26 protein-coding genes are annotated in these 22,357 nt (G+C 61.7%); 18 read left to right on the top strand and 8 right to left on the bottom strand.

The annotated features are described in order from the left end of the window. Positions 1-67 precede the first annotated feature (67 nt). From L598_RS07525 to L598_RS07505, 5 genes are read left to right on the top strand one after another with little or no spacing between them, the layout of a single operon-like run. A complete protein-coding gene (locus L598_RS07525; RefSeq protein ID WP_144861357.1) occupies positions 68-865 on the top strand; it encodes an FCD domain-containing protein in 798 nt (265 codons plus the stop codon). 9 nt (positions 866-874) lie between these two features. Continuing rightward, a complete protein-coding gene (locus tag L598_RS07520) occupies positions 875-1,651 on the top strand; it encodes a (Fe-S)-binding protein (protein WP_144861356.1) in 777 nt (258 codons plus the stop codon). Then, positions 1,651-3,087 carry a LutB/LldF family L-lactate oxidation iron-sulfur protein gene (locus tag L598_RS07515; protein WP_144861355.1) on the top strand — a complete coding sequence of 479 codons (1,437 nt, stop codon included), beginning with the start codon at positions 1,651-1,653 and terminating at the stop codon, positions 3,085-3,087. The genes L598_RS07520 and L598_RS07515 overlap by 1 nt, the downstream gene beginning before the upstream one ends. Continuing rightward, on the top strand, positions 3,084-3,755 hold the full coding sequence (locus tag L598_RS07510) for a lactate utilization protein (RefSeq protein ID WP_144861354.1): 672 nt from the start codon (positions 3,084-3,086) through the stop codon (positions 3,753-3,755). The genes L598_RS07515 and L598_RS07510 overlap by 4 nt, the downstream gene beginning before the upstream one ends. A 41-nt stretch (positions 3,756-3,796) precedes the next feature. After that, complete coding sequence (locus L598_RS07505) at positions 3,797-4,492, top strand: metallophosphoesterase family protein (protein ID WP_144861376.1); 696 nt, start codon at positions 3,797-3,799, stop codon at positions 4,490-4,492. Positions 4,493-4,517: 25 nt separating this feature from the next. Here the strand turns inward: L598_RS07505 and L598_RS21390 are convergent, their stop codons facing one another. Further along, positions 4,518-4,661, bottom strand: a complete 144-nt coding sequence (locus L598_RS21390; protein ID WP_186444952.1) for a hypothetical protein — start codon at positions 4,659-4,661, stop codon at positions 4,518-4,520. Positions 4,662-4,914: 253 nt separating this feature from the next. Between L598_RS21390 and L598_RS07500 the strand changes: the two genes are divergently transcribed. The 9 genes from L598_RS07500 to L598_RS07460 all read left to right on the top strand — a co-directional run bounded on the left by L598_RS07500 (position 4,915) and on the right by L598_RS07460 (position 12,980). Continuing rightward, positions 4,915-5,562, top strand: a complete 648-nt coding sequence (locus L598_RS07500) for a hypothetical protein (RefSeq protein WP_144861375.1) — start codon at positions 4,915-4,917, stop codon at positions 5,560-5,562. Positions 5,563-5,593: 31 nt separating this feature from the next. Next, the gene (locus L598_RS07495) at positions 5,594-6,331 is read left to right on the top strand and encodes a 16S rRNA (uracil(1498)-N(3))-methyltransferase (protein WP_144861353.1); all 738 of its coding nucleotides are present in this window, start codon (positions 5,594-5,596) and stop codon (positions 6,329-6,331) included. A gap of 155 nt (positions 6,332-6,486) precedes the next feature. Next, positions 6,487-7,860 carry a glutamate--cysteine ligase gene (locus L598_RS07490; RefSeq protein ID WP_144861352.1) on the top strand — a complete coding sequence of 458 codons (1,374 nt, stop codon included), beginning with the start codon at positions 6,487-6,489 and terminating at the stop codon, positions 7,858-7,860. Positions 7,861-7,946: 86 nt separating this feature from the next. Further along, a complete protein-coding gene (locus tag L598_RS07485) occupies positions 7,947-8,873 on the top strand; it encodes a DUF937 domain-containing protein (protein ID WP_144861351.1) in 927 nt (308 codons plus the stop codon). Positions 8,874-9,045: 172 nt separating this feature from the next. Further along, positions 9,046-9,180, top strand: a complete 135-nt coding sequence (gene rpmH, locus L598_RS07480; RefSeq protein ID WP_144861350.1) for a 50S ribosomal protein L34 — start codon at positions 9,046-9,048, stop codon at positions 9,178-9,180. Between the two features lie 21 nt (positions 9,181-9,201). After that, on the top strand, positions 9,202-9,564 hold the full coding sequence (gene rnpA / locus L598_RS07475) for a ribonuclease P protein component (RefSeq protein ID WP_144861349.1): 363 nt from the start codon (positions 9,202-9,204) through the stop codon (positions 9,562-9,564). Beyond that, positions 9,557-11,371, top strand: coding sequence for a membrane protein insertase YidC (gene yidC, locus L598_RS07470; protein WP_144861348.1), 1,815 nt, complete (start codon positions 9,557-9,559; stop codon positions 11,369-11,371). Before rnpA ends, yidC begins: the two co-directional genes overlap by 8 nt. Before the next feature lie 243 nt (positions 11,372-11,614). After that, positions 11,615-12,265 (top strand): ribosome biogenesis GTP-binding protein YihA/YsxC, encoded by a 651-nt coding sequence (gene yihA / locus L598_RS07465; RefSeq protein WP_144861347.1) that lies wholly within the window; start codon positions 11,615-11,617, stop codon positions 12,263-12,265. 61 nt (positions 12,266-12,326) lie between these two features. After that, the gene (locus L598_RS07460; protein WP_144861346.1) at positions 12,327-12,980 is read left to right on the top strand and encodes a class I SAM-dependent methyltransferase; all 654 of its coding nucleotides are present in this window, start codon (positions 12,327-12,329) and stop codon (positions 12,978-12,980) included. A 27-nt stretch (positions 12,981-13,007) separates the two neighbouring features. On the opposite strand, the gene phnE is transcribed toward L598_RS07460, so the two are convergent. From phnE to msrB, 4 genes are all read right to left on the bottom strand, one after another. Further along, positions 13,008-13,814 carry a phosphonate ABC transporter, permease protein PhnE gene (gene phnE / locus L598_RS07455; protein WP_144861345.1) on the bottom strand — a complete coding sequence of 269 codons (807 nt, stop codon included), beginning with the start codon at positions 13,812-13,814 and terminating at the stop codon, positions 13,008-13,010. Next, positions 13,807-14,643: an ATP-binding cassette domain-containing protein gene (locus L598_RS07450; RefSeq protein WP_144861344.1), complete on the bottom strand. Its 837-nt coding sequence runs from the start codon at positions 14,641-14,643 to the stop codon at positions 13,807-13,809. The genes phnE and L598_RS07450 overlap by 8 nt, the downstream gene beginning before the upstream one ends. After that, a complete protein-coding gene (locus L598_RS07445) occupies positions 14,624-15,484 on the bottom strand; it encodes a phosphate/phosphite/phosphonate ABC transporter substrate-binding protein (protein WP_144861343.1) in 861 nt (286 codons plus the stop codon). The genes L598_RS07450 and L598_RS07445 overlap by 20 nt, the downstream gene beginning before the upstream one ends. 121 nt (positions 15,485-15,605) lie before the next feature. Continuing rightward, positions 15,606-16,106, bottom strand: a complete 501-nt coding sequence (gene msrB / locus L598_RS07440; protein WP_144861342.1) for a peptide-methionine (R)-S-oxide reductase MsrB — start codon at positions 16,104-16,106, stop codon at positions 15,606-15,608. A 154-nt stretch (positions 16,107-16,260) separates the two neighbouring features. Between msrB and argB the strand changes: the two genes are divergently transcribed. From argB to L598_RS07425, 3 genes are all read left to right on the top strand, one after another. After that, positions 16,261-17,157, top strand: a complete 897-nt coding sequence (argB, locus tag L598_RS07435) for an acetylglutamate kinase (RefSeq protein WP_144861341.1) — start codon at positions 16,261-16,263, stop codon at positions 17,155-17,157. A 79-nt stretch (positions 17,158-17,236) separates the two neighbouring features. Further along, on the top strand, positions 17,237-18,142 hold the full coding sequence (locus L598_RS07430; protein WP_144861340.1) for a DMT family transporter: 906 nt from the start codon (positions 17,237-17,239) through the stop codon (positions 18,140-18,142). A gap of 31 nt (positions 18,143-18,173) precedes the next feature. Further along, positions 18,174-18,878, top strand: coding sequence for a pyrimidine 5'-nucleotidase (locus L598_RS07425; RefSeq protein WP_144861339.1), 705 nt, complete (start codon positions 18,174-18,176; stop codon positions 18,876-18,878). Between the two features lie 37 nt (positions 18,879-18,915). Here L598_RS07425 and L598_RS07420 read toward each other — a convergent pair whose 3' ends face one another. From L598_RS07420 to L598_RS07410, 3 genes are all read right to left on the bottom strand, one after another. After that, a complete protein-coding gene (locus L598_RS07420) occupies positions 18,916-19,887 on the bottom strand; it encodes a DUF1775 domain-containing protein (RefSeq protein WP_144861338.1) in 972 nt (323 codons plus the stop codon). 63 nt (positions 19,888-19,950) lie between these two features. Then, positions 19,951-20,367: a hypothetical protein gene (locus L598_RS07415; protein WP_144861337.1), complete on the bottom strand. Its 417-nt coding sequence runs from the start codon at positions 20,365-20,367 to the stop codon at positions 19,951-19,953. 104 nt (positions 20,368-20,471) lie between these two features. Further along, complete coding sequence (locus L598_RS07410; protein ID WP_144861336.1) at positions 20,472-21,311, bottom strand: LOG family protein; 840 nt, start codon at positions 21,309-21,311, stop codon at positions 20,472-20,474. Positions 21,312-21,467: 156 nt separating this feature from the next. Here L598_RS07410 and dapD point away from each other — a divergent pair, with 156 nt between their 5' ends. Beyond that, entirely contained in the window at positions 21,468-22,322 is an 855-nt protein-coding gene (dapD, locus tag L598_RS07405) for a 2,3,4,5-tetrahydropyridine-2,6-dicarboxylate N-succinyltransferase (RefSeq protein WP_144861335.1), read from the top strand. The last annotated feature ends 35 nt before the right edge of the window (positions 22,323-22,357 follow it).

Below are 22,357 nucleotides of genomic sequence, written 5' to 3'. Positions count from 1 at the left end.
GACCATTTGCGCTCGTTCTCACTAGAATTATGGCAATCCGGCTCCGGTTCGAAAGACGGCATCCGCAGTGAACGAAATCTATTCCAGGATCGAGCATTCGAAAACTGCCGATGAGATCGTTCAGCAGATCGAGGGCCTGATTCTGGAAGGTGTGCTGCGTGTCGGAGACCGGCTGCCCGCCGAGCGCGATCTGGCAAGCCAGTTCGAGGTTTCCCGGCCTGTCCTGCGCGAGGCTCTCAAATCGCTGGAGACAAGGGGGCTTCTTGTTACCCGTCATGGCGGCGGCACTCAGGTCGCGGACGTGATCGGTCAGGTTTTCACCAAGCCGGTCGCCGAACTTATCGCCACTCATCGCAAGGCGACGGCGGATTATCTGGAATATCGCCGCGAGGTCGAGGCCATCGCCGCCGAATATGCGGCCAGGCGGGTAACCGCCGACGACCGCGCCTTGCTTGCGGGCATTGTGAAGCGCATGGAGCAGGCCTATGAAAGGGATGATTTCGAGGAGGAAGCCGCGCTCGATGTGGAGTTCCACAATGCCGTCGGCGAATGCGCCCACAACATCATCCTTCTTCATACGCTGCGTTCCTGCTACCGGCTTCTTGCCGAAGGCGTATTCTATAACCGCACGATGATTTATCGGCTTTCCGGTGCGCGCGCGGCTCTTTTGGAGCAGCACAAGGCGATCTATGAAGCGGTGATGAGAAACGACCCGGAAGGCGCAAAGCTCGCGGCACGGGCCCATATGGAGTTCGTCGGCAGGGCGACGGCAGAAGCGGAGCGCACCGACGACTGGCAGCGCGTTTCACGGCTCAGACTTCGCCAGCGGACGCAATCCCGGCCGGTGAGGCTGGGCAATTCCTAGAAAGCAGATATGTTGGATACCAAGACAAATTCCGCGCCGAAAGTGGGCCTCTTCGTCACCTGCCTGGTCGATCTCTTCCGTCCGAGTGTCGGTTTTGCCGCCGTCAAGCTTCTGGAGGATGCCGGCTGCGTGGTCGAGGTTCCGCCAGCCCAGACCTGCTGCGGCCAGCCGGCCTATAATTCCGGCGACCGGGAGGACACGCGGGCGATCGCGAGGAACACGATCGAGGCTTTTGAGGGCTATGACTATATCGTTGCCCCGTCCGGTTCCTGCGCCGGCATGCTGAAGAAGCACTATCCATTGCTGTTCAAGGGCGAGGCGATAGAGCAGCAAGCGGTCGAGTTCTCGAACAAGGTGCATGAGCTTGTCAGCTTCCTTGTCGACGTGATCGGGGTCAAAAGCGTTTCCGCCCGGCATGAGGGCTCCGTCACCTATCACGACTCGTGCTCCGGCCTGCGCGAATTGCGCATCCGCAGCCAGCCGCGTGCGCTTCTTTCTTCCGTCGAGGGGCTCGAGATCCGGGAGATGAAGGAGGCCGATGTCTGCTGCGGATTTGGTGGCACCTTCTGTGTGAAATATCCCGACATCTCGAATGCGATCGTCGGCAAGAAGACGCAAAATATCCGCGAGAGCGGCGCCGACACCCTGCTTGCCGGCGATCTCGGCTGTCTGATGAACATGGCCGGCAAATTGCAGCGCGAAGGCTCCGGCATGAAGGTGCGACACGTCGCCGAAGTGCTCGCCGGCATGGACGATACGCCGCCGATCGGCGGGGGGAGGAACTGATGCAGATAACATCGCCCTCCTTCAAGGAAAATTCCCGCGGCGCGCTGGCCGATGCGCAATTGCAGAAGGCTCTCGGCAATGTGCGCGCCGGCTTCATCGACAAGCGTCTGAAGGCGGTCGAGGCCCTGCCGGAATTCGACCTCCTGCGCGACAATGCCCGCGCCATCAAGGACCATGTGCTCGCCCATCTCGACCTATATCTGGAAGCCTATGAGAAGAAGGTGACCGAATCCGGCGGCCATGTTCATTGGGCCGAAACCGCCGAGGACGCGCGCCGTATTGTGCTCGACATCTGCAGAAAGGCGAATGCCCGCACCGTGACCAAGGGCAAGTCGATGATAACCGAGGAGATCGGGCTCAACGATTTCCTGGAAGCGGAGGGCATCCGCCCGGTCGAGACCGATCTTGGCGAATACATCATCCAGCTTCGCGGCGAACATCCTAGCCACATCATCGCGCCCGCTGTGCACCTGAACAAGGAGCAGGTGGAGGCCGATTTCCGCCGCGTCCACAAGCATCTCGCCGAGGGGCGGGACCTTTCAGAGCCGGAATCCTTGTTGGGCGAGGCGCGCAGCGTGTTGCGCTCGGAATATTTCGCCGCCGATGTCGGCATCACTGGCGCGAACTTCCTGGTCGCCGAAACTGGCACTTCGATCATCGTCACCAACGAGGGCAATGGCGACCTGACGCAGATCCTGCCACGCGTGCATATCGTTATGGCTTCGCTGGAGAAGATCGTACCGACGCTGGACGATGCCAGTCAGATCCTGCGCGTGCTGGCGCGTTCTGCAACGGGGCAGGACATGAGCGTCTATACGACGCTGTCGACTGGGCCGCGCCGGCCTGGCGATCCAGATGGCCCCGAGGAATATCATGTGGTGCTCCTCGATAACGGCCGATCGTCAATGCTCGGCACCGAGTTCCAGGAGATGCTGCGCTGCATCCGCTGCGGCGCCTGCATGAACCATTGCCCGGTCTATCATGCCGTCGGCGGCCATGCCTACGGCTGGGTCTATCCCGGACCCATGGGCGCGGTGCTCACACCTTCCCTGATCGGTGTCGACAAGGCAGGACATCTGCCCAATGCCTCTACCTTCTGCGGGCGCTGCGAGGAAGTGTGTCCGATGCGCATTCCGCTGCCGAAGATGATGCGACATTGGCGTGAGCGCGAATTCGAGCGCGGGCTCAACCCCGCCACCCAGCGCTACGGGCTCGGTCTGTGGGCTTTCTTTGCCAAGCGCCCGAGGCTTTACCGTCTCGCCTCGTCTCTCGGCATTCCGGTGCTTTCGCTGCTTGGAGGCGGCAAGAGACGTTTCCGCTACCTGCCTCTCGCCGGAGGCTGGACGAAGTATCGCGACCTGCCCGCGCCTGAAGGCCGGACTTTCATGCAGCAATGGCGGGACGGCGGCGCATCCGTCCGGGCGAGGGTGGCATGAGCGCGCGCGAAGCAATCCTGAAAAAAGTCCGCGCTTCGCTCGGCGCATCGCCTGAGGACGGCGCTCGGAGGGAGGCGGCGGAGCACCGACTGGCCTCGCCGCCGCGGGGCATCATTCCTGCTCGTGGCCAGCTCGGCGACGAGGAGCGCGTCGTGCTCTTTTGCAAAATGGCCGAGAAGGTCTCGGCATCCGTGCAGCGGGTGGAAAGAGCGGAAGACGTGCCGGCGGCCGTTGCTGACTACCTGCGCGCCAGAAACCTGCCGGCCTCGGTTCGCATGGGGGGCGATCCACGCCTTGAGGCCATGCCCTGGGCCCGGCTAAAATCGCTTGAGATCAAGAACGGCAAGGCAGGTTACGAGGATGAGGTCGGCGTAAGCCATGCCTCCGTCGGTGTCGCGGAGACGGGTACCATCGCCATGTTCTCCGGCCCCGGTAATCCGACCACGGTGAACTTTCTTCCCGAGCATCACATCGTCGTCGTGGATGCGAAAGACATCGAGGGCGACCTTGAATCCGTCATGTCACGAGTCCGCGAGAAATTCGGCAAGGGACAGATGCCGCGCACGCTCAATTTCATTACAGGTCCCTCTCGCTCCGGCGATATCGAGCAGAAATTGCTGCTCGGTGCCCATGGTCCGCGTGCCCTGCATCTGATTGTGGTGGGGTGAGCGAGGGCGTCCACTATCTCAATGCACGCGGGCCGAGAGGCATGCGCCTTTATGCGGTCGGTGACATCCACGGCCGGCACGATCTGTTGTCCGCCATACATGGTTATATCATGGAGGAGATCATTGCCGACCGACCGCTGGATTGGCGCGTCATCTATGTCGGCGACTATGTCGATCGCGGCCCGGAATCGCGTGGCGTTCTCGAATTCCTTTCGCGTACCTGCGAAAAGGAGCCTCGGGTTATCGCATTGGCGGGCAATCATGATGTCGGTTTTCTCGAATTTCTTGCCCATCCCAGTCCTGACGGGCTGTTCGCGAACAATGGCGGCTTTGAGACGGGGCTGTCCTATGGCGTGAAACTTGATTTCGGTTCTCGCCGGGCGCTTCTATCGGGTCATGCCGCGCTTCTGGAGGCGATGCCGGACAGGCATCTGGGTTTCCTCCGGTCGCTGCCTTATTCGGCCGAGTTCGGGGACTTCTTCTTCTGCCACGCCGGCATCAGGCCGGGCGTCGCATTGGAGGCGCAGTCACCATATGATCTGATCTGGATTCGGCAGAGCTTCCACAACCATGCTGCGCTCCATCCGAAAGTCATTGTGCATGGCCACACACCCGTCTCTCATGCCGAGATCAGACCCAACCGCGTGAATCTGGACACCGGCGCCTGGTATTCGAACCGGCTGACCGCTCTTGTCATCGATGGAGACGACAAGCAACTGCTCGAGGCTGCCGTCTAGGATCAATAGATCCTGACCCTAGATATTAGCGGGATGCGAGGCTGCCGACGCCGTAGCCGTTGACCGCGCCGTAACCGCCTGCGGCACCTGCCGTGTAGATTCCGACGCCGCTGATGGCGAGGGCGCAAAGCATCATGAAGGAAAGCAGGGCGGCACGCATGAGACTCATCTTGCGGTTCGTTTCGTCTGTTGATGATGCAACGGAGAAAGTTAGCATTCGGTTCCCGGCAGAGGCGTCGTGATTGCGATCCCTGCCGTGAAGCGGCGCTGATCTATGCTCGCCGATGGGCGAAAACCAGTCCCTCCTCAGGCCCTCCACAATATTCAGTTCGGGCGTGTTAAAAATGCAACGCATTCTTATGCATGATCCCGAAGACCAGGACGGTTTCCGGGATTGTGCTTCAAGAAACTGGAGCCGGGCGATACCGCTGCAGAACAGGGTCGATCCTTTCGGTGCAATCCACGCCGTCGAAAGTCGTGGCATGTTCACGGGGAATCGCGGGATCATCCACGATCCCGCTACCAAAACCTTGCTGAAACGGCGCTGGAGCGCCAAGGCCTGGATCATCTGCGAATGCTCGTTTCGCGGCCGCCGGCGCGACGTCATGGGCCGAAACGCGCCATCCGGCCGGGCAAGTTGGACGGAGCTCTTCTTTCTCGACGAAGTGACCGCGCTCGCCGCCGGCCATCGCCCCTGCTTCTACTGCCGGCGCGAGAAGGCCAGGGAGTTTGCGACCTGCTTCGCCGATGCCTTCCGGGTCGCTGCTCCAAAAGCGGGCGAAATGGATGAGCTGCTTCATTCCCAGCGGCTCGCTTCCGGCGGCAAGGCCAGACCGCTCGCGCCACGCGAGGTCGAGACGTTGCCCGACGGCGCCGTGGTCTCGGCCGGCTGCGATGCCTTTGCCCTCCGCGCCGGTCGCCTGCTACCCTGGTCCTTTGCCGGTTACGGCAAATCGCTTGGCATTTCCGAAGTCGACGGCGAATGGAGGCTGATCACGCCGCCCGCGACAGTTGCTGTTCTTGCCAAGGGCTACAGGCCAAAATGGCACCTGGACATGCCTCGCGCTTGACCGCTGGGCGCGGCTGCCGCATGTCGAAGGGATGCGAGCGAACTACAGGATGCAGCGGCTTTTCGTCGGCGATGCTTTGGCCCCCTCCGCGACCTTCGAGGTGAAGCCGGAGCAGGCGCATTATCTCGCCAATGTCCTGCGGCTCGGCACTGGCGCGGAAATCCTCGTCTTCAATGGCCGCGACGGCGAATGGCGCGCCGAGATTGCGGCCGTGAAAAAGAAGTCTGTGTCTCTCACTGTCAGGGAGCAGACCCGGCCGCAGTCGCCGCACCCCGATCTCGTCTATTGTTTTGCGCCGCTGAAGCAAGGGCGGCTCGACTACATGGTTCAGAAGGCGGTGGAGATGGGGGCAGGGGTGCTTCAGCCTGTCTTGACCCAGCACACGCAGGTGTTGAAGCTCGGCTTGTCGCGCCTGGAGGCCAATGTGATCGAGGCGGCGGAGCAATGCGGTATCCTAGCCGTTCCCGAATTGCGCGAACCGCTCAAGCTCGATCGGCTTTTGGCGGATTGGGACACGGACCGCGCGCTTATCTTTTGCGACGAAGCAGCCGAAACGAACGGCCCGCTGCAAATCCTTCGGTCGGTCGAATCGAAGAGGCTCGGTCTTCTGGTCGGACCTGAAGGCGGTTTTTCCGAGGACGAGCGCCGGCAGTTGCGCGCGCTCCCCTTCGTGACGGCCATACCGCTGGGCCCTCGCATCCTGCGTGCCGACACCGCTGCGGTTGCAGCGCTCGCCGTGATCCAGGCCAGTATTGGTGACTGGTGCTAAGTTCAACGCCAGTTGACCGGGTTATAAGCAGAATTCGCTTGATCGCTTGAAAGCTTTTCGCCAATCAGTCGCGGACCGGCGAGAAGGATGGGCTGATATCTGTCCTGTTTCGTCTGCAATGCATGGATTGGGCCGGACGGCCGGAAGGACTTTTGATGGCTCGCGACACCACCGACATCCGGCCTATCGAATCGATTGACGAGCTGGTCGCCTACATAGCCCAGGGCTGCAAGCCGAAAGAGCAATGGCGCATCGGCACCGAGCACGAGAAGTTTCCCTTCTATGTTGATGGTCACCGGCCCGTGCCCTATGGCGGCGATCGTGGCATCCGGGCGCTTCTGGAGGGCATGCAGCGCATTCTCGGCTGGGACCCGATCGAGGATGCCGGGCATATTATCGGTCTTGTCGAGCCAACCGGCTGCGGCGCTATCTCTCTGGAGCCGGGCGGTCAGTTCGAGCTTTCAGGCGCGCCGCTGGAAACCATCCACCAGACCTGCCGGGAGGGCAACGCACATCTGGCGCAGTTGCGGGAGATCGCCGAGCCGCTCGGGATTCGTTTCCTTGGCCTCGGCGGCAGCCCAAAATGGACGCTCGCTGAAACGCCGCGCATGCCGAAATCGCGTTACGACATCATGACCGCTTACATGCCGAAGGTTGGCAAGCAGGGCCTCGACATGATGTATCGCACTTGCACGATCCAGGTGAACCTCGACTTCTCCTCGGAAACCGACATGCGCCGCAAGATGCAGGTTTCCCTGAAGCTGCAATCGCTGGCCACTGCGCTGTTCGCCAACTCGCCCTTCACCGAAAGCCGGCCGAACGGCCTGCAGTCCTGGCGCGGCGACATCTGGCGCGATACCGACAATCAGCGCGCCGGCCTTCTGCCCTTTGCCTTCTCCCCTGATTACGGTTTTGCCGACTACGTGGAATGGGCGCTCGACGTGCCCATGTATTTCCTGATCCGCGACGGCCGCTATTATGACGTGACGCATGTCACCTTCCGCCAGTTCATGGACGGTGCCCTGCGCAATTCCGTGCCGGACGGCCTGCCGACCATGGGCGACTGGGCCAATCACCTTTCCACGCTCTTTCCCGATGTGCGGCTGAAGCGGTTCCTCGAAATGCGCGGAGCGGATGGCGGGCCGTGGCGGCGCATCTGCGCCTTGCCCGCTTTCTGGGTCGGCCTGCTCTATGACGATGCTGCGCTCGATGCGGCAGAGAATCTGACCCGCGACTGGGCCTTTGAAGAAGTTCGGGGGTTGCGCGATGCGGTGCCGAGCCAGGCATTGGCGGCGGAGTTCCGGGGCCACCCGCTGCGAGACACTGCTCGCGAGGTGCTGGCCATTGCGCGCATGGGCCTGAAGAACCGCGCCCGCAAGAATTCGGAAGGGTTCGACGAAACCGGTTTTCTGAGCCCGCTCGACGAGGCGGTCGCGCGCGGCACCACGAGTGCCGAGGAAATGCTCAACGCGTACCATACCCGCTGGGGCGGCTCGATCGAGCCGGTTTTCTTGGAATACGCTTACTAGGTCTTGACCCCAAGGAGGCTATCGGCATTTGCCTGCTTGATGCTTTGCGCTAAGCTCTTTCAACTGTTGTTGGAGGAGGTGCTGCCATGCTTCCGTTGTTCGACATGATCGCCAATGCCCAGAACGGGCGCGGCATTGAAGAATTGTCGCGTCAGTTTGGTCTCTCCCAGGCGCAGACGCAGGAAGCCATAGAGGCGCTGCTGCCTGCCTTCAGCCAGGGCCTGAAGCGCAACGCCTCCGATCCTTATGGGATCGGCGCCTTCCTCAATGCGGTCTCCACCGGTCGGCATGCGCAATATTTCGAGGACGCCACGCGCGCAGCCTCGCCGGAGGGTACGACGGAAGGCAATGGCATACTCGGTCATCTCTTCGGGTCCAAGGAGCTGAGCCGCGCCGTGGCGGCTCAGGCGGCGATGTCTACCGGCATAGCCCAGGAGACCTTGAAGAAAATGCTGCCGGTGCTCGCCGCCATGATCATGGGCGGCATCTTCAAGCAGTCGACAGGCGGAATGCAGGCAGGCGCATCCTCCGGCGGGGGGATGCTGGGCGAAATTCTGGAACAGATGATGCGTCAGGGTGGCGGAGGCACAATGCGCATGCCGCATCCCGAGGCGCCGCAGCCTGGCGCGAACCCGTTCGACAACCCCTTCGGCAAGGTGCTTGAGGAGATGTTCGGCGGTGGCCGTAGCGGCGCTCAAGGGCAAGGGCAGCCGCAAACTCCCTATGGCGACAATCCTCTCGGCCGGATTTTCGAGGAGATGCTTCGCCAGGGGCAAGGACAGCCGCAGGAGCAGCCGCGCCAGGCACCGCAACGCCAGACCACGCAACGCCAGACGGAGCGGCGGCAGAGCGAGCCTGAGCCTTCCGCCAACCCGAGCGGCCGTGCGCGCAATCCCTATGACGACCTCTTCGGTCAGATGTTCGAGACGGGCCGCCAGACGCGCGACGAATATCAGCGCGGCATGGAGTCGATCTTCGACCAGTTCCGCAAAGGCATGGACCGCCACAGGTAGATGCATTCGCGGCGAGTTCTCGCCGATTGACTTCGCTGCTCCTTCTTCTTATAAGCCCGGCGACGTTCGGATGGGTAATCCGGCGCGATCTATTTTGCGCCTTCCGACCGGAAAAAGCTCCTGTTCACTGCAACAGAATGAAGAAGGGCCGCACTCCGCGGTATTAAGATAAATGAAGCGCACCTACCAGCCCTCCAAGCTCGTCCGCAAGCGGCGTCACGGTTTCCGTGCCCGCATGGCCACCAAGGGCGGCCGCAGCGTCATCGCTGCCCGTCGCAATCGTGGTCGCAAGCGGCTTTCGGCCTGAGGCCGGACGAGTCCGTGGCCTTTGACCCGCCGGCCGGTGCAAAAGCCTCCCGCGCGGCTCAGGAAACGTGACGAATTCCTGGCGGTCCGTCGCGGTGAGAAGCGGCGCGGACCGCTTTTCCTGCTGGAAGTGCTCGACCGCAAGGACGATGCCCCGCCCCGTCTCGGCATCACGGTCACCAGGAAAGTTGGCAATGCGGTGACAAGAAACCGCATCCGGCGGCGGATAAAAGAAGCCTGCCGGCTGCAGGCTGCGGGTGACATGAGGCCCGGCAACGACTATGTGGTCGTCGGGCGCAGGGAAATTCTCGAAGCACCTTTCGCTTCGCTCAAGAACGAACTTTCCCGCCGGATGCGCGGCAAGGGCAAGAAACTCGATGGATAACAACCGCAACTTCCTGATCACGATCGCGCTTTCCGTGCTGATCCTGACGCTCTGGCAGGTTTTCTACATGAACCCGCGGATCGAGGCGCAGCGTGAGGCCGCACAAGTGGAAGCGCAGCGCACCGAAACTGCGCAGAACCAGGAGGCCACGCCGGCAGGCCAGGAAGGAACCATTCCAACTCCCGACGGGGCAACCGCCCCCGGCGGAACCCCCTCGGCCGATATGGTCGAGCAGAATCGGGAAGCGGCGCTGGCCAGGGCCCAGCGCGTCAGGATCGACACGCCGCGCGTCAACGGCTCGCTCAACCTGACCGGCGCGCGCATCGACGATCTTCGCCTGAAGGACTATCGTGTCACGGTTGACGACCGGTCGCCGACCATTGAACTCCTCAATCCGTCGGGTGGGCCGAATGGCTACTATGTCGAGGTCGGCTTCGTCGGGAATGACGCGACCGGCGAGGTTCCCGGCCCGGGAACCCAGTGGCAGGCGCCTGCCGATGCGGTGCTGACGCCGTCTTCCCCGGTGACCTTGACCTACACGAATGATCGCGGCCTCACCTTCCGCCGTACCGTGTCGGTCGATGAAAATTACATGTTCACCTTCACCGACACGGTGGAGAATGCGGGTGGCGAGCCTGTCTCGCTGATGAGTTACGGCCGCACCACGCGCATCGGCAAGCCGCAAACGAACAGCATCTACATTCTGCATGAGGGCCTTATCGGCGTGACGGGCGAGGAAGGCCTGCAGGAAATCGACTATTCCGATGTCGAGGAAGAGCGCCAGATCACGCCCGGTAAATCCAGTGACGGCTGGCTCGGCATCACCGACAAATATTGGGCGGTGGCCATGGTGCCGCGCACCGGCCAATCCTTCCAGCCACGCTATTCCTATTTTGCTGATGGTCAGCCCCGCTATCAGGTCGATTTCCTGAGCGATCCGGTCAGTGTCGCGCCTGGTGCCTCGGTCGAGGTCGAAACGCTGGTTTTTGCCGGTGCCAAGGAAGTGGCCGTGGTGGATGGCTATGAGACGTCGCAGAACATCCGCCAGTTCGAGCTTCTGATCGACTGGGGCTGGTTCTACTTCATCACCAAGCCCATGTTCCATCTCATCGACTGGCTTTACCGTCTGCTTGGGAATTTCGGTCTGGCCATTCTCGGCACGACCGTCATCGTCAAGCTGATCTTCTTCCCGCTTGCCAACAAGTCTTACAAGTCCATGGCGAACATGAAGAAGGTGCAGCCTGCGCTCATGGAAATCCGCGAGAAATATGCGGACGACAAAATGAAGCAGCAGCAGGCGATGATGGAGCTCTACAAGAAGGAGAAGATCAACCCGGTGGCCGGCTGCTGGCCGGTCCTCATCCAGATTCCGGTCTTCTTCGCGCTCTACAAGGTGCTTTATGTCACCATCGAGATGCGGCATGCGCCCTTCTTCGGCTGGATACAGGACCTTGCCGCGCCCGATCCGACGTCGATCTTCAATCTGTTCGGCATGCTGCCTTACGATGTTCCGCAATTTCTGATGATCGGCGTCTGGCCGCTTATCATGGGCATCACCATGTTCCTGCAGATGCGCATGAACCCAACGCCGCCGGACCCGACCCAGGCGATGATCTTCAACTGGATGCCGGTGGTCTTTACCTTCATGCTGGCAAGCTTCCCTGCCGGTCTGGTCATCTACTGGGCCTGGAACAACCTTCTGTCGATCATCCAGCAAGGGGTGATCATGAAGCGGCAGGGCGCCAAGATCGAGCTCTGGGACAATCTTGCGGGTCTCTTCAAGAAGAAACCTACACCCGCAGAGTAGCTCCTCGAACTTTCACAGCGGCCGCGGATGCTGTAAGCCTCCGCGGTCATTTGTTTTCTGTAGGCTGCTGGAACCGGCACGCAATCGGGGATTTCAGAGGAGTGGGCGCGATGACTGGTCCTGACCGCATATCAAGCACCCGATGGCTCCCCTCCATGGCCGCGCTTGCTTCCTCGGACTATTGGTCGAACAGCCAAATATGAAGATCGTTGGCACGGACCTTTCCCGGCCGGAGGCCGTATCATGACGGAAGCTGTCATCTTGGCGGCGGAGCTTTTCGTACGACCCTGGATCTTCATCCGCGGCGTGCCGGCGATGAAGTTCCTGCCGCCTGAAGGCCCGCCCGAAGTGGCCTTTGCCGGCCGTTCCAATGTCGGTAAATCCTCGCTGATCAATGCGCTGGTGGGGCAGCGCGGCCTTGCCCGCACCTCCAATACGCCCGGCCGCACCCAAGAGCTCAACTATTTCGTGCCCGACGGCTATTCCGGTCAGGCGGACGACCTGCCGCCCATGGCGCTGGTGGATATGCCGGGCTACGGCTATGCCAAGGCCCCCAAGGCGCAGGTGGACGCCTGGACGAAGCTCGTCTTCGATTATCTCAAAGGACGTGTGACGTTGAAGCGCGTCTATCTCCTGATTGACGCCCGTCATGGCATCAAGAAGAACGACCTGGAGGTGATGGACCTGCTTGACAAGGCGGCCGTTTCCTATCAGGTCGTGCTGACCAAGAGTGACAAGATCAAGCCGCCTGCCGTCGAGCGCCTGCTGACCGAGACGCAAGGGCTCATCCGCAAGCGGGCTGCGGCCTTCCCGGAAATTCTGGCGACTTCTTCCGAAAAAGGCATCGGCCTCGACGCGCTGCGCGAGGCGATCGCACAGGCCGTGGCGCACTGACGCAAACCTGTCATGCAAGCTGGCTAGACTTTCCGATCGCTGATTTTGTGAAGAGGGAAAGATGGCAAGGACCGATACCGCCCATCAGAAATGGGATGAGACCTGGAGGTCGGCCGAGGGTCGGCTCGCCTGGTCGCGGCCGGAAGAAGATGTGCTCGCCTGCGCGCAGGAATGTTTCGATAAGGGCGCTCGCCGTGCGCTTGATCTCGGTTGCGGCATCGGCCGCCACGCGCTGGCACTTGCCGAGATCGGCTTCGATGTCGATGCGTTGGACGGTAGCGAAAGCGGCCCTGCGGAACTGAAGCGCTCCGCCGAAAGCCTCGGCCTACCGATCCGCGTACATAACGGACTGATGACGGATCTGCCCTTCGAAAAGAGTGTCTTCGATTATCTGCTCTCCTTCAACGTCATCTATCATGGCGATCCGAAGATCGTTGGAAAGGCGCTTTCCGAGATCAGGCGGGTGGTGAAGTCGGGCGGCACGCTGCAGCTTACAATGCTTTCCAAGCGCAACGTCTTCTTCGGCAAGGGCGAGGAGATCGCGCCCAACACCTTCGTCGATCCCAATGCACTCGACGACAAGGTCCATCCTCATTTCTACTGCAATGCTGCCGAACTGATCGCCCTGCTCGAAGGCTTCGAGATCAGGAGCCTCATCGACCGCGAGCACAAGCCCGCCCACTGGCACTGGCATGTGATCGCCGAGCGGCTCTGATTGCCCGACAGGAAACTGGCCTGAATTTCAGGCCAGTTTCGCCCGCAGCCTGTCCGTCAGATATTCCATGACGATGACGACGATGAAGATGGCGATGATGATCGTCGAAGCGTTGCGATACTGAAAAAGGTCGAAGGCGACCTTCAATTCCTGTCCGATCCCGCCGGCGCCGACGAGCCCTAGCACAACGGATGACCGGACAGCCTTTTCCAGCGCGAAAAGGGCCGTGTTGACCATCGAGGGCAGGGCATCCGGTATGACCGCGCCGCACAGGACCGAGAACCGGCTGGCGCCGATCGCTTCCAGTGCTTCCTGTGGTTTCTTGTCGGCATCCTCCATCGCCTCGGCAAAGAATCTGCCGCAAAAGCCGATCGTATCAACGATGATGGTCATGGTGCCTGCTGCCGCGCCGAGCCCGACCGAAGCCACGAAGACGAGAGCCCAGACGAGATCGGGGACCGTGCGGAAGAACGACACCAGCCCCTTGAAGAGGAAGGCGGTAGCCGCAACCGGCGTGATCCTCCGGGCCGACATCCATGCGATCGGCAGACTGATGACGATACCGATCACGGTGCCGGCTATGGCGATCTGGAAGGTCTCGATCAGGCGTTCCATCACGCGCCACAGAAAGGCGGGATCCGTCTCCGGCGGCAGCATGCGGGCAACAAGCCGGCCCATGCGGGGCGCTGCATTCGCGAGCCGTTCGCCGGAAGGTGCCACTTGGGAAATTGAGGCTATGACGATCGCGGCCAGCACGACAAATGCCGTGAATTGCAGTGCCGAAATGGAGCGGATGCGCGGCGGCGCATCGCGCGTTATTGCGTGGTCAGCCATGGAAGATGGCCTCCAGGTCGCGCGTCCTGAGATCCCGGCTTTCCGCATCCAGGCAGATGCGGCCGTTCTTCAAGGCGATGACGCGCCGTGCATAGGAAAGGGCATGATCCATGTCATGCGTGGTGAAGACCAGCGTGGTCTTCGTCTTTTCGGCTATGTCGGCGAAGGTCTGCATAACCTCATGTCCAGCCGCGGGGTCGAGGCTGGCGGAAGGTTCGTCCGCGATGAAAAGGAGCGGCTTGCGGATCAGCGCCCGCGCGATCGCAACCCGCTGCGCCTGACCGCCGGAAAGCTGGTCAGCCCGGTCGCCGGCCTTGTCCGCCAGACGGACCGTCGTCAGAGCTGTCATCGCTTCGGCGCGCCATTCCGTCGGCGCAATGGAGTGGTGCAGGGCGCGCCAGCCGCCTTTCTGTCCCAGCTTGCCATGGAGGACGTTCGAAAGCGCGGAAAGCCGCATGACCAGACCGTGATGCTGGAACACGAAGCCAATCTGCTGCCGCAGCCTTGCCTTCTGCCGCCGACCGTCGCGCCGGGAGAGTGTGTCCCCGAAAACGGTCACGCTGCCGGCACTCGCTTCGTTCAGTCCGATCAGCGTCTTCAAGAGCGTGGATTTGCCCGCCCCGTTGGGTCCGATCAGTGCGACTGTCTCGCCTTCATGGACGGATATGGAAACGCCGTTCAGGACAGGCTTTCCGTTGCCATAGGCTTTCACTACATCCGACAAGGCAATCAGGCATTCGCCCCGCGCGGTCGGCGCAGGGCGAAGCGCATCGACGATCTCGGCAGGTTTCAGCTTGCCGGGATCGGCCTTAGTTGCCGACAAAGGCATCGAAACTGTCTACGCCGATCGTGCGGTACATGGAGCGGACGTAGTCGTAGGAGGAGTCATCCACCGAGGTGATGAAGAAGCCGCCTTCATATTTGCGGTTGTCGCCGTCGGTTATGACCGAGGCCATGAGCTTCTTGCCTTCGTTCACGAATGCATCGCGCATCGTGTTGAAGACATCTTCCGAAACATCAGGCCGCGCCACCAGAACATCGTTGGGCAGGTCGCGGCCGCGCGCCAGAACGGTGAAGGCGACCTCCGGATAAGCCTCGCGGGCTGACTGCAGGTGGTCCGCATTCATGCCGATTGCAGCGATGTCACCATTGATCAGTGCCTCCACGGCGACATTGCGTCCGATGATCTGCGCCTCGTAATCGGTGCCGTATTTCAGGCCGAGATCGGTCAGCGTCTGCGCCGGCCCGAGATGTTGCGAGGTGGAGCCGACCGAACCGAAGGCGACCGTCTTGCCCTTCAGGTCCTGGACACTCTTGATCGGCCCGTCGGCAAGCACGACCACCTGCGCATAGTAGTCGGGACGTTGCCATGCGGTGACGATCTTGGCGTCGGTGAGCTGTTTCATGACGACATATTCCGCCGGGCCGGTCAGCACGAAATCCACCTGGTCAGACGTGAGCGCCTCAACGGCGGCGGTGCGCGAATTGACGGGGAAGAACTCGACCTGGAAACCGGTCACTTCCTCGAGCGTGTCGCGGAAGGGACCGAATTCCTGCTGGAGCGCCTCCAGCCCTTCGATGTCGGTGACCGCGAAGCGGACCGTCTCGGCGGCATTCGCAACCAGCGTGGTCGCCATCAGTGCCAATCCGGCGATCATGGTGCGTAGCATTGTCGTTGCTCCTGTCCCAACCTTATTGTGATTGGGCGGACGCTACGGACCTTGCTTGACAGCCGGATGACGGATTTGTCGCGCTTACATGACAGCCCACAGACGCGCGTCTATGCGGGCGTCACGCGGTGGCCGGTCTGAAGGCCAATGCCAGGCCGTTCAGGCAATGGCGCTTGCCAGTCGGCGGCGGGCCATCGTCGAATATATGGCCGAAATGGCCGCCGCAGCGTCGACAATGCACCTCCGTGCGGGTCATGAACAGGGAATTGTCTTGCTTGGTGCCGATCGCATCCGGCAGCGCTTCCCAGAAGCTCGGCCAGCCAGTGCCGGAATCATATTTGGCTTCCGAGGAATAGGCCGGCAGGTCGCAACCGGCACAATGGAAGATACCCTTGCGATGTTCTTCGAGCAGGGGACTGGTGAAGGCGCGCTCCGTGGCTTCCTCGCGCAGCACCGCATATTGCTCCCCGGTCAGGATTTTGCGCCACTCGGCTTCGGTCCTGGTCACCTCGAATGTTTCGGCCATGGCGCGGTACCCGGACCGTTCGCGCAAGAGAAAGGAACCGCCCGCAAGGGCTGCAATCGCCCCCATGGTCCCATAGAGGAAAATACGCCGATTCATGTCCAGCCTCCCTTGTCGGCCGACAGATTACGCCAGAGCCGCCCTCACGGCCAAGTCAACTCGCTTTGAGTTCCCCACGGTCCAACGCAAGGTTTGCGCATGGCCGAGAATGTCGATATGAGACCGGCGGTTCCTTTCCGCTCGAGGGCAAGACATGACGTCGGATATTGCCGAAACCGCCGAGGCGCAGGCGCGCCTCCTCTCGGCCGCGCTGCCTTACATGCAGCGCTACGAAAACAAGACCGTGGTCGTGAAATATGGCGGTCACGCCATGGGCGACATCGCCCTCGGACAGGCCTTTGCGCGCGATATCGCGCTTCTGAAGCAGTCCGGCGTCAATCCCATCGTCGTGCATGGAGGCGGTCCCCAGATCGGCGCCATGCTGACCAAGATGGGGATCGAATCCAAATTCGAGGGTGGCCTGCGCGTCACCGATCAAAAGACCGTCGAGATCGTCGAGATGGTGCTGGCCGGCTCCATCAACAAGGAGATCGTCGCCCTCATCAATGCCGAGGGTGAATGGGCAATCGGCCTGTGCGGCAAGGATGGCAACATGGTCTTCGCCGAGAAGGCGCGCAAGACCGTCACCGATCCCGATTCCAATATCGAGCGCGTCCTCGATCTCGGTTTCGTGGGCGAGCCGGTGGAGGTGGACCGCACCCTGCTCGACCTGCTCGCGCGCTCCGAGATGATCCCCGTCATCGCGCCGGTAGCTCCCGGCCGCGACGGTCACACCTACAACATCAATGCCGACACCTTCGCCGGCGCCATCGCCGGTGCCGTGCAGGCGAAGCGCCTGCTTTTCCTCACCGACGTGCCCGGCGTCCTCGACCGGGACAAGAAGCTGATAGACGAACTGACTGTCGCGGAAGCGCGCGCTCTTATCAAGGACGGCACCATTGCCGGCGGCATGATCCCCAAGGTCGAAACCTGCATCGAGGCGATCGAGCGGGGCGTGGAAGGCGTCGTCATCCTCAACGGCAAGACCCCGCATTCCGTTCTTCTCGAACTATTCACCGAACATGGTGCAGGCACCCTGATCGTGCCCTGACCATCTCTCCTGCCGCGCCCGCCGCCCCTTGGCGGGCCACCTCTACGGGCCCTATGTCACAGGCCCGCCGGATATTGTCATGGAACTCTGGATTCCGATCACCATCGCCGCCGCCTTCCTGCAGAACCTGCGGTCGGCGATGCAGAAGCACCTCAAAGGCTTCATGGGTACCACTGGGGCGACCTTCGTGCGCTTCGGCTTCGGACTTCCCTTCGCGGTACTCTTCGTGGCGGTCCTGAACCGTACCGCCGGGTACGCCTTTCCTCATCCGAACCCCACCTTTCTTCTTTGGGTCGCTGTCGGCGGCATTGGCCAGATCGCCGCCACATTCCTGCTCATCCATTTGTTTTCCTTCCGCAATTTTGCTGTAGGGACAGCTTATTCGCGAACCGAGCCGGCGCAGGCCGCGGTCTTCGGCCTGATCTTTCTGCACGAGACCGTAACGGCGGGTACGGTTCTTGCCATCGCGATCAGCGTGCTCGGCGTCATGCTGATCTCGGTGGCCCGGGTACCGATGAGCTGGCGCAATCTTTTTGCTTCCATGGTGGGTCGCAACGCCCTGATCGGCCTGGCCTCTGGGACGCTCTTCGGCATTGCCGCCGTCGCCTACCGCGCCGCCTCCACCTCCCTCGCCGGGCCGAATTTCATGATGCAGGCCGCAACGACACTGCTTTTCACCATCGCCTTCCAGACCGTCATCATGCTCGCCTGGATGATCTGGAAGGAGCCGGAAGAGATGGGCCACATCGCGAGAGCCTGGAAGCCTTCGCTGCTCGTCGGCCTGTTCGGTGCCTCGGCGTCCTTTGGCTGGTTCATGGCCATGACCCTGCAGCACGCGGCTGTGGTGAAAGCCCTGGCGCAGATCGAGATGATCTTCACCTTCGCCTCGTCGGTATTCTTCTTCCGCGAGCACATCAACCGCGCGGAAATCGCCGGCTGTGTGCTCATCGTGGGCGGCATTCTGGTGCTGCTGATCGTCGGGTGAGCCCCGTAACCATCGGTGCTATAGGAGAAGAATGACCGACCGTCCCGATCCCGAGCGATTCGCCCATGTGACCGACTGGGTGTTCGACCTCGACAACACGCTCTATCCGCATCACTCCAATCTCTTCGCGCAGATCGACGTGAAGATGACGGCCTATGTGTCGGAGCTTCTGCAATTGCCGCGCGAGGAAGCGCGCAAGGTGCAGAAGGAGCTCTATCGGGACTACGGAACAACCCTGAAAGGACTGATGGAGCGCCATGGAATCGATCCGGACGATTTCCTGCAGAAAGTCCATGACATCGACTATTCGCCGGTCGAGCCGAACCCGGCGCTTGGCATAGCGATCCGCTCGCTTCCCGGCCGCAAGTTCATCTTCACCAATGGCGATCGCGCTCATGCCGAGCGCGCGGCGCGCCGGCTCGGCGTGCTGGATGATTTCGACGATATCTTCGATATCGTGGCTGCCGGGCTGGAGCCGAAACCCGCACAACTCGCCTATGACAAGTTCCTGGCCCTGCACCGCATCGTAGGCAACAAGGCGGTTATGTTCGAGGATCTGGCGCGCAATCTCAGGGTGCCGAAAGCATTGGGCATGGTCACCGTGCTGATCGTGCCGCGCAATTTCGAGCCGACCTTTTCGGAGATATGGGAGCGCGATCCTGAGTTCGAGGACGATGTCGATTTTGTCACCGACGATCTTGCCACTTTCCTGCAAGGACTTGTGCAGCAGGGCTGAGGGCCGGGACAACCCGGCCCTCGGTGGCTAACGCGTCTCAGTGCCTGGAATGATCCTCGCCACCATTGGCTGCGCGGACCGGCAGCGAAACTTCCACCTTGCCGGCCTTCTCGAATTCCAACGTGAGCGGCACCGTATCGCCCTGCCTGAAGGGCGTTTCGACCTGCATGAACATGATGTGCTCGCCGCCGGGCTTGAGCTCGACAGTGGCTCCGGCCGGAATCTCCAGCCCGTCCTTGATCGGGCGCATGGTCATCACCCCGTCCGTGACGGACATTGTGTGGATCTCGACCTTGCCGGCAACCGGCGAGGAAGCGCCGATCAGCCGGTCGGCCTCGCTGCCCGCATTGGTGACGGCGAGGTACCCGCCGCCTGCCGGCTGGCCGGGCAACATGGCGCGTGCCCATGAGGCGCCGATGGTCAGGTCGCCTGCCTTGACCTCCGCTGCCTCTGCATTCCCGCTGCCATGCGCATGATGCAAATGCTCGTCAGCGCCGGCTGCGACGGTCAGGATCGGCGCCGGATGCTCGAGGTCGTGCGGGTTCTGACCCTCGGCGGGCTCCTCGGTCCAGGCGACCTCGCCGCTGGCGCAGGTCTGCGTCGTCTTGAAGAAGAGCTGCTGACCCGGCTCGACCCCCGAAAGCGTGCCGTTGACCACGAATTCGTCATAAAATTCGTCCGGCAGATTGCCGTCCTTCCATATGACGGCCTTGACGCCGGAGCCGACTTCCTCCCCATGGAGATTGTAGCTTTTGGCGTAGTTGCCCTTCTCGGTCTCTACAGTCCAGCCGGGCTTCGGCATTGGCTTTACGCCGATATAGCCTTCGGGGATTTCGAGGCGGACCTGGTTTGTCGCCTCGCCGTCGCAGCCATGCGGGATGCGCAGCACGGCCTTGTAGCCTCCGGCCGAGGCTTGCGCCTTTTCCAGTGTTGCATGCGCCGAAGCGGGCAGAGTGGCAAGCGCCGACAGCGCCGAGGCTGCAGCAAATATGGTGATATTCCTGTGCATGATTATGTCATCCGATCTGATCTGATTGCACGGCATCCTGCATTGCGGATGCGCTCGAAGTGATCAGACGGAGGCGGGCGGCGCCCTTATCGAAGGAGGCGCTGCACTCGGGCGAAGGTGCCAGAGAGGGTCGTGCAGGCCGGCGAGATTGGTGAGTGTCCTGACCATCGGCAGGCCGAAAAGGGGACTCCCCGCGACAAGGATCTTGGCGAGCGCCGGCGCGCCGCCGCAGAAATGGCCGGCAATGCAGAAGGGGCAGTCGTGCTGGCCGGAGGGCGGTAATTTGCCCGTCGCCTTGTCCTGCAGCGCCCCGTCATGCGTCAGGCATATGATGGAAAGGCCGTCTAGCCCGACGCTGTGTGTCCGCGTGATCGGCTGGAACATGCCGAGCAGAAGCGCAAGACAGGCGACAAGCGCGAAGAGCTTCCTCTCGCGTCGCAACTGCTCGAACCAGTTCAGATATTTCTGCCGATCCTCCATGCTGTCTGATTAGCGCATGCGGGACGCGCTCGCCAGCAGGATGTGCTGCGGCATGGACGCGCGTTGGATACCTATGAGGCTCGGCGCGAATTTCGAATCGAGGATCAGAACTCGTAGAAGGCGCGGATCGTCTCCCAGGCTTCCTCCGCGGTATCGACGAAAGTTATGAGCTCGTCGTCGCCAGGCGAGATGGTTCCCTGTTCCGCGAGGAACTGGAGATTGATTGCGCGCTGCCAGAATTCCTTGCCGAAGAGGGTCACGGGAACTCGTTCCATGCGCCCGGTCTGGATGAGCGTCAGTGTCTCGAACAGTTCATCCATTGTGCCGAAGCCGCCAGGAAACACGGCCACCGCCTTGGCGCGCATCATGAAATGCATCTTGCGGACGGCGAAATAGTGGAAGTTGAAGCACAGCTCCGGCGTCACATAGAGGTTCGGCGCCTGCTCATGCGGCAGCACGATATTGAGGCCGATGGAGGGCGCGCCGCAATCGGCGGCACCCCGGTTGCCGGCCTCCATGACGCCCGGACCTCCGCCGGTCACCACGACGAATTCGCGGTAATAGGCGGTGGCGGAATGCTCCGAGCACAGACGGGCGAAACGGCGCGCTTCCTCGTAATAGCGGCTGTTCGCCTCCAGATTCTTCTTCTGCGTCTCGTTCTTGGCCGCCCAGGCCTCGCCGCCGGGCTCGGGTATCCGGGCACCGCCGAACATGATCACCGTCGAGCGGATGCCGCGCTCGGCAAGAATCATTTCCGGTTTCAGCAGTTCCAGTTGCAGCCGCACCGGCCGCAATTCGCGACGCGTCAGGAAATCTTCGTCATCCCAGGCAAGGCGATAGGTGGCCGCTCGCGTCTGCGGCGTATCCGGTACGCTTTTGGCGCGTTTCAGATCCTCGTCCGAATGGGGCAGGGGCGTCCAGCCCGACTTGTCTTCAGGATTCATTTCGCCCGTCTCCCCGATATTTGGCGTCGCCCTGTGACGCGTCTCCTGATTGACCCTCCTGAATGCTTCGCATAGGTTCCGCGCCGACTTGCAGGTCGCTCATATCGCAGATCGTAGAGACTTGCTCTTAACAGCTTGTGTAGCGGGATAATTTCCATGACCAGACCGGATATAGGCGCGCTTGAGAGGTCCGTCGAGGAGGCTTTCGAAGGGCGCGAGGCAATCAGCTCCAGCACGCGAGGAGAAATCCGTGAGGCCGTGGAGACGGCGCTCGATCTCCTCGATCGTGGCGAGGTGCGGGTGGCCGAGCGCGGCAGCGACGGAAACTGGCATGTCAATCAGTGGCTCAAGAAGGCCGTACTGCTCTCCTTCCGGCTCAATCCGATGGAGGTCATCAAAGGCGGACCGGGCGAAGCCGTCTGGTGGGACAAGGTGCCTTCCAAGTTCGACGGCTGGAGCGCCAACGAGTTCGAGAAGGCGGGTTTTCGCGCGGTGCCTAATTGCGTCGTGCGCCGCTCCGCCTATATCGCGCCTGGCGCGGTCCTGATGCCTTCCTTCGTCAATCTCGGCGCCTATGTCGGCAAGGGAACCATGGTCGATACCTGGGCCACTGTGGGTTCCTGCGCGCAGATCGGCGAGAATGTGCATCTTTCAGGCGGCGTCGGCATAGGCGGCGTGCTGGAGCCTATGCAGGCCGGCCCGACCATCATCGAGGACAACTGCTTCATCGGCGCCCGCTCGGAAGTGGTGGAAGGCTGCATCGTGCGCGAAGGCTCGGTGCTCGGCATGGGCGTCTTCATCGGCAAGTCCACCAAGATCGTCGATCGCGAGACCGGCAGCATCACCTATGGCGAGGTTCCGCCCTATTCGGTGGTCGTGGCCGGTACGCTGCCCGGCAAGCCGATGGGCAATGGCGAGCCCGGCCCCGGCCTCTATTGCGCTGTGATCGTGAAGAAGGTGGACGAGAAGACGCGCTCCAAGACCTCCATCAACGAGTTGCTTCGCGATTAAGATTACCCGATTCGACCCAGCGCTCACCGGAGCCC

Source organism: Mesorhizobium sp. J18 (genome assembly GCF_007829525.1).
Lineage (GTDB): Bacteria > Pseudomonadota > Alphaproteobacteria > Rhizobiales > Rhizobiaceae > VLJP01.
Note: the sequence above shows the minus strand (reverse complement) of the source record. Positions and strands in the feature narration are given on the sequence as shown.